The 17352-nt window shown below is 42.3% G+C and carries 18 protein-coding genes; all 18 read left to right on the top strand.

The genetic code is table 11. The features are described from left to right. The first annotated feature begins 50 nt into the window (after positions 1–50). The 18 genes from ACYH0O_RS22165 (at position 51) to secA (ending at position 17232) form a co-directional block, all read left to right on the top strand. Entirely contained in the window at positions 51–641 is a 591-nt protein-coding gene (locus tag ACYH0O_RS22165) for a DUF6470 family protein (RefSeq protein WP_482630363.1), read from the top strand. An 18-nt stretch (positions 642–659) separates the two neighbouring features. Beyond that, positions 660–1103 carry a flagellar assembly protein FliW gene (fliW, locus tag ACYH0O_RS22160; RefSeq protein WP_482632640.1) on the top strand — a complete coding sequence of 148 codons (444 nt, stop codon included), beginning with the start codon at positions 660–662 and terminating at the stop codon, positions 1101–1103. 4 nt (positions 1104–1107) lie between these two features. Next, entirely contained in the window at positions 1108–1329 is a 222-nt protein-coding gene (gene csrA, locus ACYH0O_RS22155) for a carbon storage regulator CsrA (protein ID WP_482630362.1), read from the top strand. A 156-nt stretch (positions 1330–1485) separates the two neighbouring features. Then, positions 1486–2310: a flagellin Hag gene (gene hag, locus ACYH0O_RS22150; protein ID WP_482630361.1), complete on the top strand. Its 825-nt coding sequence runs from the start codon at positions 1486–1488 to the stop codon at positions 2308–2310. Between the two features lie 505 nt (positions 2311–2815). Next, entirely contained in the window at positions 2816–3175 is a 360-nt protein-coding gene (gene flaG, locus ACYH0O_RS22145) for a flagellar protein FlaG (protein ID WP_482630360.1), read from the top strand. A 15-nt stretch (positions 3176–3190) separates the two neighbouring features. Then, positions 3191–4714 (top strand): flagellar hook-associated protein 2, encoded by a 1524-nt coding sequence (locus ACYH0O_RS22140; RefSeq protein WP_482630359.1) that lies wholly within the window; start codon positions 3191–3193, stop codon positions 4712–4714. A 22-nt stretch (positions 4715–4736) separates the two neighbouring features. Beyond that, entirely contained in the window at positions 4737–5141 is a 405-nt protein-coding gene (gene fliS / locus ACYH0O_RS22135) for a flagellar export chaperone FliS (RefSeq protein WP_482630358.1), read from the top strand. Next, the gene (gene fliT, locus ACYH0O_RS22130) at positions 5141–5488 is read left to right on the top strand and encodes a flagellar protein FliT (RefSeq protein WP_482630357.1); all 348 of its coding nucleotides are present in this window, start codon (positions 5141–5143) and stop codon (positions 5486–5488) included. Before fliS ends, fliT begins: the two co-directional genes overlap by 1 nt. 8 nt (positions 5489–5496) lie before the next feature. Further along, on the top strand, positions 5497–5892 hold the full coding sequence (locus ACYH0O_RS22125; protein WP_482630356.1) for a DUF8042 domain-containing protein: 396 nt from the start codon (positions 5497–5499) through the stop codon (positions 5890–5892). A 79-nt stretch (positions 5893–5971) separates the two neighbouring features. After that, positions 5972–6316, top strand: coding sequence for an MmcQ/YjbR family DNA-binding protein (locus ACYH0O_RS22120; RefSeq protein WP_482630355.1), 345 nt, complete (start codon positions 5972–5974; stop codon positions 6314–6316). A 6-nt stretch (positions 6317–6322) separates the two neighbouring features. Continuing rightward, positions 6323–7078, top strand: a complete 756-nt coding sequence (locus ACYH0O_RS22115; RefSeq protein WP_482630354.1) for an ABC transporter permease — start codon at positions 6323–6325, stop codon at positions 7076–7078. 174 nt (positions 7079–7252) lie between these two features. After that, a complete protein-coding gene (locus ACYH0O_RS22110; RefSeq protein WP_482630353.1) occupies positions 7253–7816 on the top strand; it encodes an REP-associated tyrosine transposase in 564 nt (187 codons plus the stop codon). A gap of 421 nt (positions 7817–8237) precedes the next feature. Then, positions 8238–8816, top strand: coding sequence for a ribosome hibernation-promoting factor, HPF/YfiA family (gene hpf / locus ACYH0O_RS22105; protein WP_113971339.1), 579 nt, complete (start codon positions 8238–8240; stop codon positions 8814–8816). A 110-nt stretch (positions 8817–8926) separates the two neighbouring features. After that, positions 8927–10036, top strand: coding sequence for an aminopeptidase (locus tag ACYH0O_RS22100; RefSeq protein ID WP_482630352.1), 1110 nt, complete (start codon positions 8927–8929; stop codon positions 10034–10036). A 14-nt stretch (positions 10037–10050) separates the two neighbouring features. After that, the gene (locus ACYH0O_RS22095) at positions 10051–10887 is read left to right on the top strand and encodes a DUF1028 domain-containing protein (RefSeq protein ID WP_482630351.1); all 837 of its coding nucleotides are present in this window, start codon (positions 10051–10053) and stop codon (positions 10885–10887) included. Between the two features lie 137 nt (positions 10888–11024). Then, positions 11025–12953 (top strand): YecA family protein, encoded by a 1929-nt coding sequence (locus ACYH0O_RS22090; protein ID WP_482630350.1) that lies wholly within the window; start codon positions 11025–11027, stop codon positions 12951–12953. Positions 12954–13097: 144 nt separating this feature from the next. Next, positions 13098–14228, top strand: coding sequence for a YecA family protein (locus ACYH0O_RS22085; protein WP_482630349.1), 1131 nt, complete (start codon positions 13098–13100; stop codon positions 14226–14228). 493 nt (positions 14229–14721) lie between these two features. Beyond that, positions 14722–17232: a preprotein translocase subunit SecA gene (gene secA, locus ACYH0O_RS22080; protein ID WP_482630348.1), complete on the top strand. Its 2511-nt coding sequence runs from the start codon at positions 14722–14724 to the stop codon at positions 17230–17232. Positions 17233–17352 lie beyond the last annotated feature (120 nt).

The following is a 17352-nucleotide window of genomic DNA, read 5'->3' as shown; positions in this document are numbered from 1 at the left end:
TCACCTTAGGGGTGAGTCCTTTTTTATATGAAAATGGGAGGTGAGTACGTGTGAACGTTCCACAAATAAGATTGCAGTCTACGTCAGCAGCCTTGAGCATCCGGACGACTCCAGGGCGGATGGACATTGAGCAGCCACCGGCAGAATTGGATATCCAGCAGCCGCAGGCAAAGATGGAGATTAAACGGACGCCTTCCAAGCTGACCATCGACCAAACAGAGGCCCGGGCCGATATGGATTTGAAGTCGGTGCGTCGGAGGATAGAAGAATATTCTCAACAAGGATATGAGGATTGGTTATCGGGACTTGCCAGGGTCGCCCAGGATGGGGATGAGCTGATGATGATCGAGAATGGTGGGGGTGCGATTACCGCTCAGGCTAAGCGGAACAGTGAGGATCCGATGTATGAGTTCAACATAGGATGGATTCCTTCGGCGGGGAGCGTCAAAATCAGCTATGACCCCGGAAATGTAAAGGTTAACATTGAACCGCAAAAAGTGGTGAATCACTCTCGTCCTCAAAAGCCCAATATACAGTATACTCCAGCCCATGTAGATGTCAGTTTGAAACGGTATGCAGACTTACAAATTGATTTTGCTAATTTGAAGCACGTCGGGATTAACTACGATCAAGAAATATAGGATGAAGGAATGAAGCGGATGAAAATTGATACGAAATATCATGGGGAAATCGAAGTAAATTCAGAAGAAGTTTTGACATTTGAACACGGGATCCCCGGTTTTGGGGAAGAGAAGAAGTTTGTATTGTTGGCACTTCCAGAGAATGAGTGGTTTCATATATTGCAGTCAGTGAAGACGCCTCAGCTTGGGTTTGTAGTGGCAGATCCGTTTATGTTCTTTAAGGATTATGATATTGAATTGGATCAGGCGAGCGTGGAGTTATTGGGACACCCTGCGGAAAAAGAAGTACAGGTTCTGTCTATTCTAACTGTTCGACAAACACTTCATGAATCGACTGCAAATTTACAGGCTCCAATCATTATCAATCTAGCAAATCGCAAAGGAAAGCAAGTCATCTTAACCAACACTGACTACCAAACCAAGCACCTGATCTTTGCTCAGCCTGCAGGAAAGAAGGGGTGAGGGGATGTTAGTACTGACAAGAAAAACGGGAGAAAGCATTCAGATTGGGGATGACATTGAGCTAACGGTCATCTCTGTAAAAGGTGATCAAGTGAAACTCGGGATCAATGCCCCAAAGAACGTAGATATCCATCGGAAAGAAGTCTATCTGTCTATTCAGGAGGAAAACACCAAAGCTTCGAAAGGAATCGACAATCTGCTTAACCTTTTGCCGAAAAATGATTAATTATTTTTCTCAAACTATTAAACACTAGTAGAAACGACCGATAATAGTATTGTAAGCAATGAGGGAAAGGGCGGCCGACCTTCGGGACTTGTTGCAAACTAAAAACTAGATAGTTCACATGGATGTGGGCTTACTTTCAAGGAGGAAATTATTGTTATGAGAATTAATCATAATATTGCGGCTTTGAATACTTATCGTCAATTGAATAGTGCGAATGGAGCACAAGGTAAATCAATGGAGAAATTGTCTTCAGGACTTCGTATTAACCGTGCTGGTGACGATGCTGCTGGTTTAGCGATTTCTGAAAAGATGCGTGCTCAGGTTCGTGGATTGGATCAAGCTCAACGTAACTCTCAGGATGCTATTTCTATGATTCAAACTGGTGAAGGTGCATTGAATGAAACGCATGCGATCTTACAACGTATGCGTGAGTTAGCTGTTCAATCTTCAAATGATACAAATACAGCTGATGATAGAGCTGAAATTCAATTGGAAATTACAGATTTAATTGATGAAGTTGACCGAATTGCAACAACTACTCAATTTAACAGTCAAAATCTACTAGATGCTACTGGCGGAACAACAGGTACATTTACGTTCCAAATTGGTTCTAACGATTCCCAAACATTAGACGTAGCATTCGCTGACATGCAAGCTGCGGCACTTGGAATAGATGGTATTGATTTAAGTGTCGATTCAGGTACTTCCTCTACAGCTATCGCAACAATTGATGCCGCAATTAAATTAGTATCAGATGAACGCTCTCAGCTAGGTGCAAAGCAAAATAGACTAGAACATACAATTAACAACCTAGGCACATCTTCTGAGAATTTAACTGCAGCTGAGTCTCGTATCCGTGACGTAGACATGGCAAAAGAAATGATGAATCAAACAAAGAACTCAATTCTTTCTCAAGCATCACAAGCTATGTTGGCTCAATCCAATCAAATGCCTCAAGGAGTTTTACAACTTCTGAGATAATTGATTAGAGGGCGTCCAGTTTGGTAACGAACTGGAGTATAACTGGGTGAATTGCTGGAACTTCCTAAAGCTCTATCAACCACAACGTAACTGGAAACGGTAAGCGGAACGGTTTAAAAATGATAGAGATTCAACAATGGATAATCAGCAGCCAAGCTCCTGTGAGGAAACTCTGGAGAAGGTTCAACGACTAGAGAACACGGTCTAAGGCAAAAGCTAGGGCTATGAATCTCGTAGGGCAGTATACACTGTTCGAAGTGCCCAGCCCCTAACATACAAGGGTGAAGATATAGTCTATTCTATGATCGAAAGACATAGTCGCAAAGCAAGCGAACCAACAACCACAAGGAGTTTTACAACTTCTTCGTTAATTTTTATTTTTCTAAGAGGGACTCTAGCAATAGAGTCTCTTCTTTTATGTTTAAATTTGAATAGTCTAGCTAACTACTAAACTTTCCCCACCAAATTCCGATATAACCCATATAACCCTCAGGAGGTTCAAAAGATGATTGATAAAGTGACAGGCGGAGTACCCGGAATACAATCATTTACTAGATTAGAGAATCAAACAAGTGAAGAAGTGAAACAAATTCAAGCGCAGGAACGACACCATGAAGAAACCACAACGAAAGAACCTGTCACCAAAGAAAAATTGGAAGTTGTCGTTCATGGGATGAATGAGTTTATGTCCACTTCGAATACACACCTCAAATTTGAATTTCATGATAAATTGAAAGAATACTATGTGACGATTGTTGATGATCGTACGCAGGAGATAGTAAAAGAAATACCAGCAAAGAAAATGCTAGATATGCACGCCGCAATGACGGAATTTGTTGGTTTACTGGTCGATAAGAAGGTTTAATGGAAGGAGATACATATGGCTGATATGAGAATTGGTGGTCTTGCCAGTGGTATGGACACGGATCAAATCATTAAAGATTTAATGAAGGCGCAAAGAATCCCTTTAGACAAATTAGAACAGAAAAAACAATACCTTGAATGGCAGCGTGATGACTACCGGGATATGAATAAAATGATGTTTGACTTTAGTAATCTTATTTTTGACGGAGTGATGAAGAAGGGGACGTATACACAGAAAACAGTAACAGTCTCAAATCCGAATGAAGTTTCGATTAAAAACATCAATTCAACTACCGATTTTACCGGAACATTAAAAGTTGAGAAGCTGGCTACTGCTGCTACTATGTACAGTTCAGGCATTACTCAGTCTGACGGGGGAGCATTTGATCCTAAGAAAAAATTGAGTGAGTCGTTCGGTATGACTGGTGAGCAAAGTATTAAAGTAAAGGCAATTAAAGCAGACGGAACAATGTCGGGTGATTTTACTGAAATTAAATTTAATGCTGAGGATGAAACCCTGGATAGTTTAATATCCAAGATCAATGCGCAAACAGGTGTGACGATGTTTTATGACCAGCATACAAAGCAAATGTCAGTTATGAGTGAAAATACAGGAAGTAATGCCGGTGGGGCTGAGATCGAGTTACAGGGTGATCTATTTACCACACACCTGAAATTGGATGCAGATAATGATGTTGCCCTAGCTAATAATCGGGGTTCCATTGGTGAAAATGCCAAATTTACATACAACGGAATGGCAACTGAACGGTCGTCCAACACGTTTACCATCAACGGTTTTGAACTTACTCTGAAGAACGCATCCAATACAAATGTAACTTTCGCTTCACAACCCGACACCGACAAAATCCTAGAAAAAATCGTCAAATTCGTCGACGAATACAACAAACTCATCGAAAAAGTAAACGGTGAAGTGAACGAAAAGAAATACCGCGATTTCCAACCATTGACGGCTGAACAAAAAGAGTCAATGGAAGAAAAAGAAATCGAACTATGGGAAGAAAAGTCACGCAGTGGTACTCTGAGAAATGATTCCGTTCTTACATCTGGTCTCAACAAAATGCGAACCGACATGTACACTCCAATCTCTGGTGGAACATCAGGCGTTGACCAATTAGCCCAGATCGGGATCAAAACATCAAGTAACTACCTTGATCGTGGAAAGCTGATTATTGATGAAAGCAAGCTGAAAGAAGCAATTTCCAAAGACCCGAATGCAATCTATGAGATTTTTGCTAAGGATGGTGCGACTTCAAATGAACAAGGTATCGCCCGTCGTTTGCGTGATACGTTAAAAGATACAATGGACAGTATTGAGCAAAAAGCAGGGAAGGCTTCGAGCACCAATAATACATTTACTCTGGGCCGTTTACTAAATAACATGGAGAGCCAAATGGACCGTTTCGAAGACCGTTTAACTCAAGTCGAAGATCGTTACTGGCGCCAATTCACCGCCATGGAAAAAGCCATCCAACGTTCCAACGAACAATCCATGTTCCTCATGAACCAATTTGGCGGCTAATCATAACTAAAGGAGTGTCACTATGGCCATCAACAACCCGTATGCAGCATACCAGAATAACTCGGTCAACACCGCATCACCAGGTGAACTCACCCTTATGCTTTATAACGGAATCCTGAAATTTATTCATATCGCGAAAAAAGCGATTGAAGAAAAAAATATTGAACTGAAAAATACCAACATCCAAAAGACCCAAGCTATCGTAAATGAACTGATGGTGACATTAAACACGGATCTTGAAGTCTCACAGAACCTCATGTCCCTTTACGACTACATCAACCGTCGCTTAACAGAAGCCAATATCAAGAATGATTTGGCGATTTTAGAAGAAGTAGAGGGTCTCATCACTGATTTCCGTGACACATGGAAACAAGTCATTCAACTGAACCGCCAGAAGCAGCATGCCGGACAAGGTGGACAGGTGTAATGAGCTCGGTCCTTCATTGCTATACGATCACGAAGCAATTGAAAGAAGCATTGGAACAGGTGACTGATGAAAACAGGGAATCTACGATCGAGGAAGTGGAATCTCTTTTAGAGAAAAGACAGAGTGTACTTGGGACAATCAAGCCGCCTTATACTCAGGATGAGCAGAAGCTCGGCAAGCAGATGATTGCCTGGAACCATCAGATTGATCGGCAGTTGGCTCAACTGCGTTTGGAAATCAAGCGAGATATGAATGGGTTGACGAAGAAAAAAACTTCCGTTCAAAAGTATTCAAATCCATATGAATCCCTGCAATATGATGGAATGTTCTACGATAAAAAGAAATAGGTGGTTCTTTGAATTTTGCGACTAACTTAGAAGAAAAACAATATAAATTGGTCAGCCAATACGTCGGTTTGCTTGATATAATCGATGAAGCACTGAAGTACGTTGTAGCAAGCTTCACTGATTTAAGCAAAACAGAAGGGGACATGCTCCTTTCAGAGGTCTTCCTGACCGTTGAGCAGATTTCAGAATGCAACCCCTTGTTAAAAGAAATATTTAATGGAAGCGAAGGCATTCAGAGAGCTTTAATCCAATTTGAAACCGTTACGGATCCGGTATGGAGATTGAATGGGCAGTTAGAAAACAACATAGACAAACAAAGTATTGTGCAGGAAATACTGTCACCCGCATTTTCTACATGGAAAATGACAATTGAAAACGAACTTAATCCCTATCTAACACACTAAGTCTCGAAGCCTCGAGGCTTTTTTCTTTTTCCAAATACTCTCATGCTATAATAATAGAAAAATGCTGGAGGAAGACTTGATGAAAAATAGTCTGGTAGAAGAAATCAGAAGTCTTTGCGTAACCTACCCTGAAGTTCATGAACATATAGACGGCTTTGGACACACTTCTTTCCGGGTGAAGGACAAGCCATTCGTGATAATAGGAGAGGAGAATAATCTCTCCCTATCTATAAAAACGCTCCCAACCACTCAAGAAATCTTACTCGAGCAGCCAGGCTATACTAAAGCCCCCTACATTGGAAGACATGGCTGGGTGTTAGTAGAGACAAAGAAAGTAGGATGGCAAGCCATTGAAGCCTTGATTCACGAAGGCTATTTGAGAGTGGCTCCCAAGAAACTGGCAAATCAATTACGAAACGGATGAAGACACATGATCAACCTAGTCACCAATGAACTCTTAAAACAACTATCCCGTCCCCGCATGTGGGTCTCCCTCGGGGTCATGATATTCATCAACTCCATCGCATCCCTTTTCGTCTACATGCTATTCGAAGGAATCCAATTCTCCTTCTGGGAGTATATGCGAATCAGCTCAAATCTTATCATCGTCCTACAAGTCTTCTGCCTCATCATAGCAGGTGACATCGTATCCAATGAGTTTTCGTCAGGTACCATCAAGCTACTGCTCATACGGCCTGTTAACCGTGTGAAAATACTGCTCTCCAAATACTTAGCCGTTATCGTCATAGCAACCATTCTTACTTCTGCCCATTTCTTATTTTCTGCCGTACTGGGTATTCTTTGGTTCTACGACAGCTTCTTTGAGTTCAACGTAAACTTTTTTCTGGTAGCAGGTGCTTATGTCCTGAAATTCCTTGAACTGATCGTCATCTGTTCTATGGCTTTCACCCTTTCTGTATTGACGAGAAGCAGTTCCTTTGCCATTGGAACGACTCTCTTTCTGACGTTTTCTGCAGGAACTTTCTTGATTGTCATGAATGAGCGGGGAATGGAATGGGGGAGGTATTTGTTGTTCGCCAATACCGATTTGCAGCAGTATTTCTTCGGAACTCCGCCATTTGAAGGGATGACGTTTTTGTTTTCGGTAGGGGTAATTGTGGTGTATTTGATTGGGTTTGGTGGATTGGCGGGGTGGTATTTTGGGAGGAGGGATGTGGATGTTTAGTGGAAATGTTTTTGTACCTGGTACAATCGACATCATTTGTACCAGGTACAAAAACGTTCAGCTGTACCAGGTACAAAATAAACTTCTCCTTCCAAACACACCATTATAAGGAGGGAAATTTCAAATTATGTCGAATAGGAATAGTTGTAACTTGATTAGAGAAAGGAAGAGTCTATGACAAGAAACCATAGAGTTTGGTATCTTGGAGCCATTTATCACATAACTGCACGCGGTAACAGAAAGAATAATCTTTTTCGAGATAGAAAAGATTTTAATCATTATTTAGGATTAGTGCAAAGAGCAAAAGAGAAAACCCCATTCACTCTCCACTCCTATTGCCTCATGCCCAATCATGTTCATCTTATTATTGGGACACTCGATAACTCTCCTTCCGACATTATCCATTACATCCATTCTATCTATGCAAGGTATTTTAACCGGAAATACAATTATGTTGGTCATGTGTTTCAGGACCGATATTATGCTAAGTTAATTAATAATTCTAAGCAGCTTATCGATACAAGTAGTTACATTCATTTGAACCCGGTGAAATCCAAGTACTCTAAACAACCTGAAGACTATCATTGGAGCAGCTATAAGAGTTTTATTACTGCAGGTTATAAATCAATGGTTGATACTCAAAAGATTCTTTCAAATCTTGGTGATCATCCATATGAGAAATATAAATTTTATGTAGAAACAAAATATAATATAAAGGATTGGAACCAGCCGGTATAATGGTTGGTTTTATTTTGTACCAGGTACATTAGGTAGTAAATGTACCTGGTACAACGAACTTTAATGGTACCTGGTACAATCTGCAGCATTTGTACCAGGTACCAAAAAATCTAACACACCAAAGCCTCAACTCAAACCTTCACAAATCCGCCCCAAACCATTCACAAATCCTCCAAATTCCCACCGTTTATTCTCCTCAAAAAATGAGAAAATAATAATATAAAGAGTGAAAGATGAACCCTACATACTCGCAACCATCACCTCACTCTTTCATTCTCCAATCCCACACCCATCAACACTCTCGACACCATATTACAAACTTTACTAAAAATTGACGAAAAATTTAGAAAGTTTAAGGAGGAATAATTGAGGGAATGGAGAATATATAAACATAGCTTTATTTTTAAAAGGAGGAGTTTACATGTTGAACTACAACATTCGAGGCGAGAACATTGAGGTAACTCCAGCGATTCGCGAACACGTGGAGAAGAAGATTGGCAAGTTAGACCGTTACTTTAATGAAACTCCTGATGCAAATGTACATGTTAATTTAAAAGTGTATCCTGATAAAAATACGAAAACTGAAGTGACTATTCCAATGCCGCAATTAGTGTTACGTGCAGAGGAACGCAACACGGATATGTATGCGGCCATTGATCTGATTGTAGATAAATTGGAGCGTCAAATTCGCAAACATAAAACAAGAGTGAACCGAAAGATGCGTGAGAAGGGTAGCCCGAAGGAGTTTTTCGCGGCTCAGGAAGATCTGAATCACGTTTCTCCAAATGGTGCAGCTGCGGTTGAACTGGAGGAAGAGGACGATACGGAAGTAGTAAGAACGAAGCAGTTCAATCTTAAACCGATGGACAGCGAAGAAGCGATCCTTCAAATGAACATGCTGGGTCACACATTCTTCATCTTCACGGACGCCGAGACCAACGCAACGAATATTGTGTACAAGCGCCGTGACGGGAAGTATGGCTTGATCGAAACAAACTAATAACCTTAAATCCTGCGGTCACTGAGACCGCAGGATTTTTTTATTCCGAAGGAGGCTTTTACCATTTTTTGTCGAAGTTTGAAGGTAGACAAAATTTAGGGGGATACCAAGTGAGAGATCCACGATTAGAGAAGTTGGCAGAGATACTGCTGACCCACTCCTTGAAATTAATAGAAGGGGAGAAGCTTTTTATAATGGGAGAGCATTCGACAAAACCGCTTGTAAAGGAGGTCCTTCAGAAAGCGTATGAGATGGGGGTGATTCCATACTATGAGCTCGGCGATCAGGAGTTACTGCGTATCATGGCCACTCATGCGAAACCGGAACAAATGATTCTGCAAAATAAATGGAATATGGAAAAGTATCAGGATATCGATGCGTTTCTCAACATTTCAAGCGAAGCAAATGATGCAGAGATGAGTGAAGTGCCGGCAGAACAGTGGCAGGTCCTCATGCCGCATATGAAAGAATCCAATGACTATCTCATTCAAAATAAGAAATGGGCTCTATTAAACTATCCAAATCCGTCACTTGCTCAAAAAGCGAAGATGAGTTATGACACATTCTTCGATTATCTCCTGGAAGTCTGTACCGTAGACTACAAGCAGATGGAAGAAGCCCAAAAGCCTCTTAAAGAGCTGATGGATAAAACCGATAAAGTACGGATTACCGGCGAAGGGACGGACCTTACGTTTTCCATCAAGGATATTCCGTCTGTCATGTGCTTTGGAGAGCGGAATATTCCGGACGGGGAAGTTTATACAGCTCCCGTGAAGGATAGTGTAAATGGGACGATTACATACAATACGCCGACACTGTACCGCGGATTTTCTTTTGACAATGTTTCTTTGATGTTTGAGAACGGGAAGATCGTGAAAGCCACTGCTGATAAAACGAAGGAATTGAACGATATTCTGGATACAGATGAAGGTGCCCGTTTCATTGGGGAGTTTGCCCTTGGTGTAAATCCGAAGATCAATGAGCCGATGCTTGATATCTTATTTGACGAAAAAATAAACGGCAGCTTCCATTTCACACCAGGACAGGCCAATGAAGGAGCGGATAATGGAAACCGTTCGAATGTACATTGGGATATGGTCTGTATCCAGCGTCCGGAATATGGCGGAGGAGAAATTTACTTCGATGATGTTTTAATTCGGAGAGATGGGTTATTTGTAGTAGAAGAGCTAAAAGGATTAAATCCTGACGCTTTAATTTAAAGGAGGACTTCATCATGACGTATTCCATTGTAGGTTATGACCCGGAAGAGAAAGAGTGGGGGATTGCAGTACAATCCAAATTCCTCGGTGTTGGTTCTGTCGTACCTTTTGCGAAAGCAGGAGTGGGAGCCGTGGCGACTCAGTCTTACGCGAATACTTCGTACGGACCTCATGCACTTCAATTAATGGAAGAAGGAAAGACGGCAGAGGAAGCGCTGGATATCATCACAAAGGATGATCCCGAGCGTCCATTACGACAGGTGGGATTGATTGATGCTGGTGGGAATCCCGCGACTTTTACGGGAGAGGGATGCTATGACTGGGCCGGTGGACAAACTGGAAAGCATTTCGCAGCTCAAGGAAATATTTTAGTAGATGAGAATACCGTAAAGGCGATGGCAGATACATTTGAGTCGACAACGGGATCTCTTGCTGAACGATTACTCCATGCACTCGATGCCGGGCAGGAAGCAGGAGGTGATTCACGGGGCATGCAGTCTGCTGCGCTTCTAGTAGTGAAGGAAAGCGGTGGATATGGTGGCTTCAATGATCGGTACATCGATCTCAGGGTGGATGATCACGCGTCTCCCATTAAGGAATTGAAACGAATCTACTTGATGCATCAGCTCTATTTTAAAGAGTCAGAGCCTGGTAGAGTCGTATTGCTGGAAGGTGAAATACATGATGATGTTGAGCGGGAACTTACACGTCTTGGTTATGCAAAAGAAAGACAGTCTCTTCATCAGAGCTTGAAAGACTATCTCCATACAGAAAACTTTGAAATGCGTGAGCAGGATGAGAACTATATTGATCTGGATGTGCTGGATTATATGAAGAAGCAAGGCAGATAATAGAAAGCTTTTCTCAGGATAGGTATTTTATCTTGAGGAGGGCTATTTTTTATGAGAATCTATAATTGATTCACTGTATGTGTTAACAATATTGAGGATATAATAGATTCATAATGAATAGAGTGGGGTGGAGAGTGTTGACTGATGTTGGCCGAAATGATCCGTGCCCTTGTGGAAGCGGGAAGAAATATAAAAAATGTTGTGGTGGGGTGAATGTCGCTCAGTTGGATCATCTAATTCTTGAAGATCTCGAGCGGGTTTTTGCGAATGTACTTGATTTTGCATATGAGAGGTTTGAATGGAAGCTCGAGCATGAAAAACAAAAGGTTACCAGACAACTATGTTCTTTTAATTTCGAGACGCCTGGTGGGGACTTCCTATTTTACACATGGTTTTTGGTCGCTTTTAAAGGAAAAGATCACGGCACTATACTGGAAAGTTTTATCAATGAACGATTGAACACCATCCCCCGTACAAGAGTCCGGGACGTTGTAAGTCGATGGGCCTCATTTGCATTTGTCGTCGGGGAAGTGAAGGAGAACGATGGCGAAAGGATGTTAGTTGAGGATTTCATGAGTAGCGAACGGTTTGAATTTAAGGGAGTTGATTTGTCTTTTGCGATAGGAGAGACGGTGTTCACAGCTGCCATGCCTTATGAAAATGGTCAGTTTGTGCCCTTTACTACCTTTTTCAACTTAGATCCGGACGTCACAACTCTGGCCAAAAAAATCGTCGGGGATCTCTTTGAAGATTCTTCAAGGGATTTGCAAGGGTTTTACAGAGAGAATTTTCTGCGTTTAATCGATTCCGTATTTGAAAAAATGCACGATGATGAGAATTTAAGCGTTGATTCCTTCACATGGAGAAATGATCTGGAAGAAAATGCTGGTCAAGAGCTTTATTCGTTTGTAATCGACCATAATCATCAAGAGGAATGGGCGTATTTGATCACAAAATATTTAAATGATTACTTTCAAATGGCGTCAGCGAGAATCCGGAATCCACGCATTTATGCGGCGGCTCTTTATTATATGTGCAGCGAAGTATTGCCGATTCTTCAGTTTACTCAAAAGGAACTTGGAGCGTTCTTTGACGTCTCGCCTGCAAGTATTTCAAATCGTTCTTATACGATCGATGAGGCGATTGGAGAGAGGATGGCCTATGATTTTTCGATGTTGGAGCAGCATGGGGGACCTTCTCTTTCATTCCTTTATGGAAACGAACCGGCTCCGACAGAGAAGACGATGTGGGAAATCATGCTGGTGACAGAGGATAGTGATGATGTAGATCTGGATCAAGTCATGAGGCAGACTCGTGAAGGTGGAATCAGGCTTCCTGAGTTAACTCAGGAAGAAGAAGCTCAGCAATTGATTTATGAAGCATTTGAAGCACAGCCACCGGAAAGGTATACCCTTTGTGAAAAAGCTTTGAAAGTCGATGCAGATTGTGCAGATGCTTATAACCTATTAGCTGAAAAAGAAAAAAGGATGGAAACAAAGCTTAAGCTTCTGGAGAAAGGCATGAGACTTGCTAAGAAAGAAATCAGGGAATGCTTTCACGACGGGACGCCTTTCTGGAAGTATGTCAGGACTCGCCCTTATATGAGATTGACCCTTAACCTTGCTCTTGCATTGAAGGAAGCTTCCAGGTATGACGAGGCAATTCATTATATGAAGCAGTTGATGAAATTGAATGCTGAGGATAATCAGGGTGTACGATACGAATTGATTCCTTTACTAATTGCTTCCCGGAAGAAAAGAGAAGTGGAAGGCCTGCTGGATATGTACGAGGAAGAGTATGCATATGCTTACTATATACAATTCTTTATGAGTATCTACTTTGAAAAGGGAAATGTGAAAGAGAAGGCGGATGCAGCAGTGGGCGAAAACCCTTTTGCAATGGCCTATATGACAGGAGTTTGGCCATTACCGGATGAGTTGCCTCGGACATATGCGCCTGGGAGCGAAGAAGAGGGTATTGTTATTGCGAAACAGACGGGAATCCTATGGAAAGATCAGGATCTATTTCTTAAGATTATTGAAAAAGAAGGTTCACTCAGGAAGTAGATTACCTCCAATCATGAATGTGAAGAACCAGTCCAAAAACGATTGGTTCTTTTTTCTTGTTCTAAAACAGTTTAAGGAACGCTTCAAATGTTATATAATGAACATTTGTGTACGGGACTCAAGAAGTTGGAGGTAAATACAAACATGAGTACAGTCGGAAGAAATGAACCATGCCCATGCGGCAGTGGGAAAAAATATAAGAAATGCTGTGAAAAAGAAAATGTTGTGAATATAGATACGTTGGTGAGTCAGGAGCTTGATGTGCTTCAGGCGCAACTCTATGATTATATTGCTACGGCGCAGTCAACAGAGATGGAAGAATCCTATCATCACTACTTAGCGAAAATGGATCTGATGCAAGCGGATCCGGATATTTATGAAATGGCATTTGTCAGCTGGTACGGAGCGACTCAGAAGGATGCTGACGGTGTTCGTTTGATCGAACGCTTTGTTGATAAGCAGTTGAGCACGGTGACTCGTCCTCAGACAGCTGAAGTACTGGAGTCTTGGAAAAACGTGCGTGTGACGGCAGGTACCGTAGAGAAGCTGGATGAAAATACGTTACGTGTGGAAGAAGCCATCACTGGTGATGTGCTGATTGTAACTGAAAAGTTCGGGAAGTTAGAAGAGAATAGTTTCTTCTTGGGGCTATTGCTGCCGAATGGGGAGAAGTATCTTCCATTCGCTCAGTACTTCATTTATCCTGCGATAGAGAAAGCAGCGATGGAACTGGTGAAAATCCGATTTGAACAAGGTGAGTTTGGAAATCTGCATGACTACTTATCAGGGCAGTACTTGGAAATAGCAGATGTCGGATTCGTTCTTTATAGTGCTGAAAAGAAAAAGGCCGGAAAAGCAGCAGCATGTACTAAAGTCACGGATGAAACAGATACTTCCAAGGATTCGGATGAGAAAGCCGAAGAAGCAATCGAAGGAGTAGAAATCTGGAAAACGCCGGAATACGTTGAAGCGATCACATCTCTTCAAAACTTCCTGACTGAAAAAGGGGAAGACAAAGAAGAAAGTGAGCTGCTGGTAGCCGTATTGGAAAAATACTTCTACACAGAGCGCCCAACAATCCGCAATCCTAAAATCTACTCGGGTGCACTGGTGGACATGGCGAAAAACATCGAGGAAATCAGTATCCGCCACGTCCAAAAAGAACTGGCTGAATACTTCGATGTCTCCGCCAACAGCATCTCAAGACGAAGCAAACAAATCTGGGAAAGCTACCAGGACACCGTCTACGAACTACTAAAAGCAACTAAAGCCTAACCATTCAAATACACAACATCTAAAAGTCGTCTGCATAGGCGGCTTTTTTGTTTGAGGGACGGACCTCCCTCTTCGCCAAATATATGGGGAAATTCTGTAAAGTGGCCAAACCTAGACAAATTATTTTAGTAGGTGAGGTCCGTCCCTCAACCTAAATCGACGCTATTTCAAGAGGACGGAACTCGCATTTCATGAGCTATCCAGGAATACCGCGTGATAGTAAAGCCTCCAACCATTAAAAGCTCTGTGATTGAGAGGTCCGTCCCTCCCTGAGTTGTAACCCATATAGGATAGTGGTAAGATTGGTAGGGAATATATCGTGTTTTTGTGGGAGGATATTTGGATTTTGTAGCGAATTTTAAGTAGAGTGATTGGAACGTGTGAAGGTGACTTTTACATGGATTTTTCATGATTCTCATCTGAATTTCATTTTCTTTCGTTATTCTAGTGACGTTCGGCTCTCATTTAAACACAGATAAAGGAGCGTTTATACATGCTTGGTCTATTAAACAAAGTGTTCGATGCGAATAAAAGAGAAATAAAGAGGCTTGAAAAACTGGCTGATCAAATAGAAGAATTAGGCCCCGATATGGAGCGATTGACGGATGATGAAATCCGTGAAAGAACAGAAAGATTCAAGGAGCGCTATCAAAAGGGTGAAGACCTGGAAGATATGATGATTGAGGCTTTCGCTGTCGTACGGGAAGCGGCTCGCCGAGTTCTTGGTTTATATCCGTACCGCGTTCAGCTTATGGGTGGTGCCTCCCTGCATGGCGGGAACATCTCCGAGATGAAAACCGGTGAAGGTAAAACGCTGACAGCGACGATGCCTGTGTACTTGAATGCGATCACTGGAAAAGGCGTTCATGTTATCACAGTCAACGAATACCTGGCAAGCCGTGATGCTGAGGAAATGGGAAAGCTATACAATTTCCTGGGACTCACTGTAGGACTGAACTTGAACTCGATGTCCAAAGACGAAAAACGTGAGGCATACAAAGCGGATATTACGTATGGTACGAATAACGAATTTGGATTCGACTACCTACGTGACAATATGGTCCTGTACAAAGATCAAATGGTGCAGCGTCCACTTCATTTTGCCGTAATCGATGAGGTTGACTCGATCTTGATCGATGAAGCACGTACACCTCTGATCATTTCCGGTAACGCACAACGTACGCCTCAGCTTTACATTCAGGCAAACGCTGTCGTACGTACCCTGAAAAAAGATGAAGATTACACATATGATGAAAAAACAAAAGGTGTTCAATTAACAGAAGATGGAATCAGCAAAGTAGAAAGAGCTTTCCACATTGAAAACCTGTTCGATATTTCACACGTAACCCTTAACCACCATATCAATCAAGCGTTAAAGGCTCACGTTAGCATGCATCGTGATGTGGACTATGTGGTTCAGGAAGGTGAAATCGTCATCGTTGACTCTTTCACAGGACGTCTGATGAAAGGTCGTCGCTACAGTGACGGACTTCACCAATCAATCGAGGCAAAAGAAGGTCTTGAAATCCAGAATGAAAGCATGACGATGGCAACGATTACGTTCCAGAACTACTTCCGTATGTACGAAAAGCTTTCCGGAATGACCGGTACGGCGAAAACGGAAGAAGAAGAGTTCCGTAATATCTACAATATGAATGTTATTGTGATCCCAACGAATAAGCCGATCGTTCGTGATGACCGCGCCGATCTGATCTATGCTTCTATAGAAGGGAAATTCCTTGCTGTAGTCGAGGATATCAAAGAGCGTTATGAAAAAGGACAGCCTGTACTGGTTGGAACTGTTGCTGTTGAAACGTCAGAGCTTATCTCTAAACTATTGACGAAAAAAGGCGTTCGCCACAATGTGTTAAATGCGAAAAACCATGGCCGTGAAGCGGAAATCATTTTGGAAGCCGGGCAGCCTGGTGCCGTAACCATCGCGACAAACATGGCCGGCCGTGGTACGGATATCAAGCTTGGTGAAGGCGTCATCGAACGTGGCGGTCTAGCCGTTATTGGTACCGAGCGTCACGAATCACGCCGTATCGATAATCAGCTACGTGGACGTTCCGGACGTCAGGGAGATCCTGGTGTGACTCAGTTCTACCTTTCGATGGAAGATGAATTGATGCGCCGATTCGGTTCTGACAATATGAAGAGTATGATGGAGCGCCTTGGGATGGATGACACTCAGCCAATCCAAAGTAAAATGGTCAGCCGTGCTGTAGAATCGGCCCAGAAACGAGTGGAAGGAAACAACTTCGATGCTCGTAAACAGCTTCTGCAATACGATGATGTTTTACGTCAACAGCGTGAAATCATTTATAAACAACGTTATGAAGTAATCGACTCAGAAAACCTTCGTGAAATCGTTGAGGGAATGATCAAATCAGCAATCGAACGTCAGGTAGCAGCCCATACTGCTGAAGAAGATATGGAAAACTGGAACCTTCAAGGCATCGTTGATTATGTGAACGCAAATCTTCTTCCAGAAAACGATGTAACAGTTGATGATCTTCGTGGAAAAGAGCCGGAAGAAATGATGGACCTGATCTATGAAGATGTGAAACACCGTTACGATGAAAAAGAAGAAGAGCTTACTCCGGAGCAAATGCGCGAGTTTGAAAAAGTCATCCTGCTACGCGCTGTTGATTCGAAATGGATCGATCATATCGATGCCATGGATCAATTGCGTCAAGGTATCCACCTTCGTGCCTACGGTCAAACCGACCCACTGCGCGAATACCAGCATGAAGGATTTGCCATGTTCGAAAGCATGGTACTCGCAATCGAAGAAGACGTGGCAAAATACGTCATGAAAGCTGAAATCCGCAGCAATCTTGAACGTCAGGAAGTAGCCAAAGGTCAAGCAGTGAACCCTAAAGAAGATGGCGGTAAGGCTAAGAAACAACCAGTTCGCAAGCAAGAAGACGTAGGACGCAACGAGCCATGTCCATGCGGAAGCGGCAAAAAGTACAAACACTGCCACGGCATAACTGGATAATTAAAGAGATGCTACCTGGTACTTATTTTGATAAAATAAGTGCCAGGTACTTTTCCGTTTTTTACGGGTGCCTGGGATAGAGTTTACTAATAATTGGATGTTTCTTGTAATAGTGTTTTT

It is taken from the genome of Rossellomorea sp. H136, from assembly GCF_056838065.1.
This window is presented reverse-complemented; position numbering and strand designations above follow the sequence as displayed.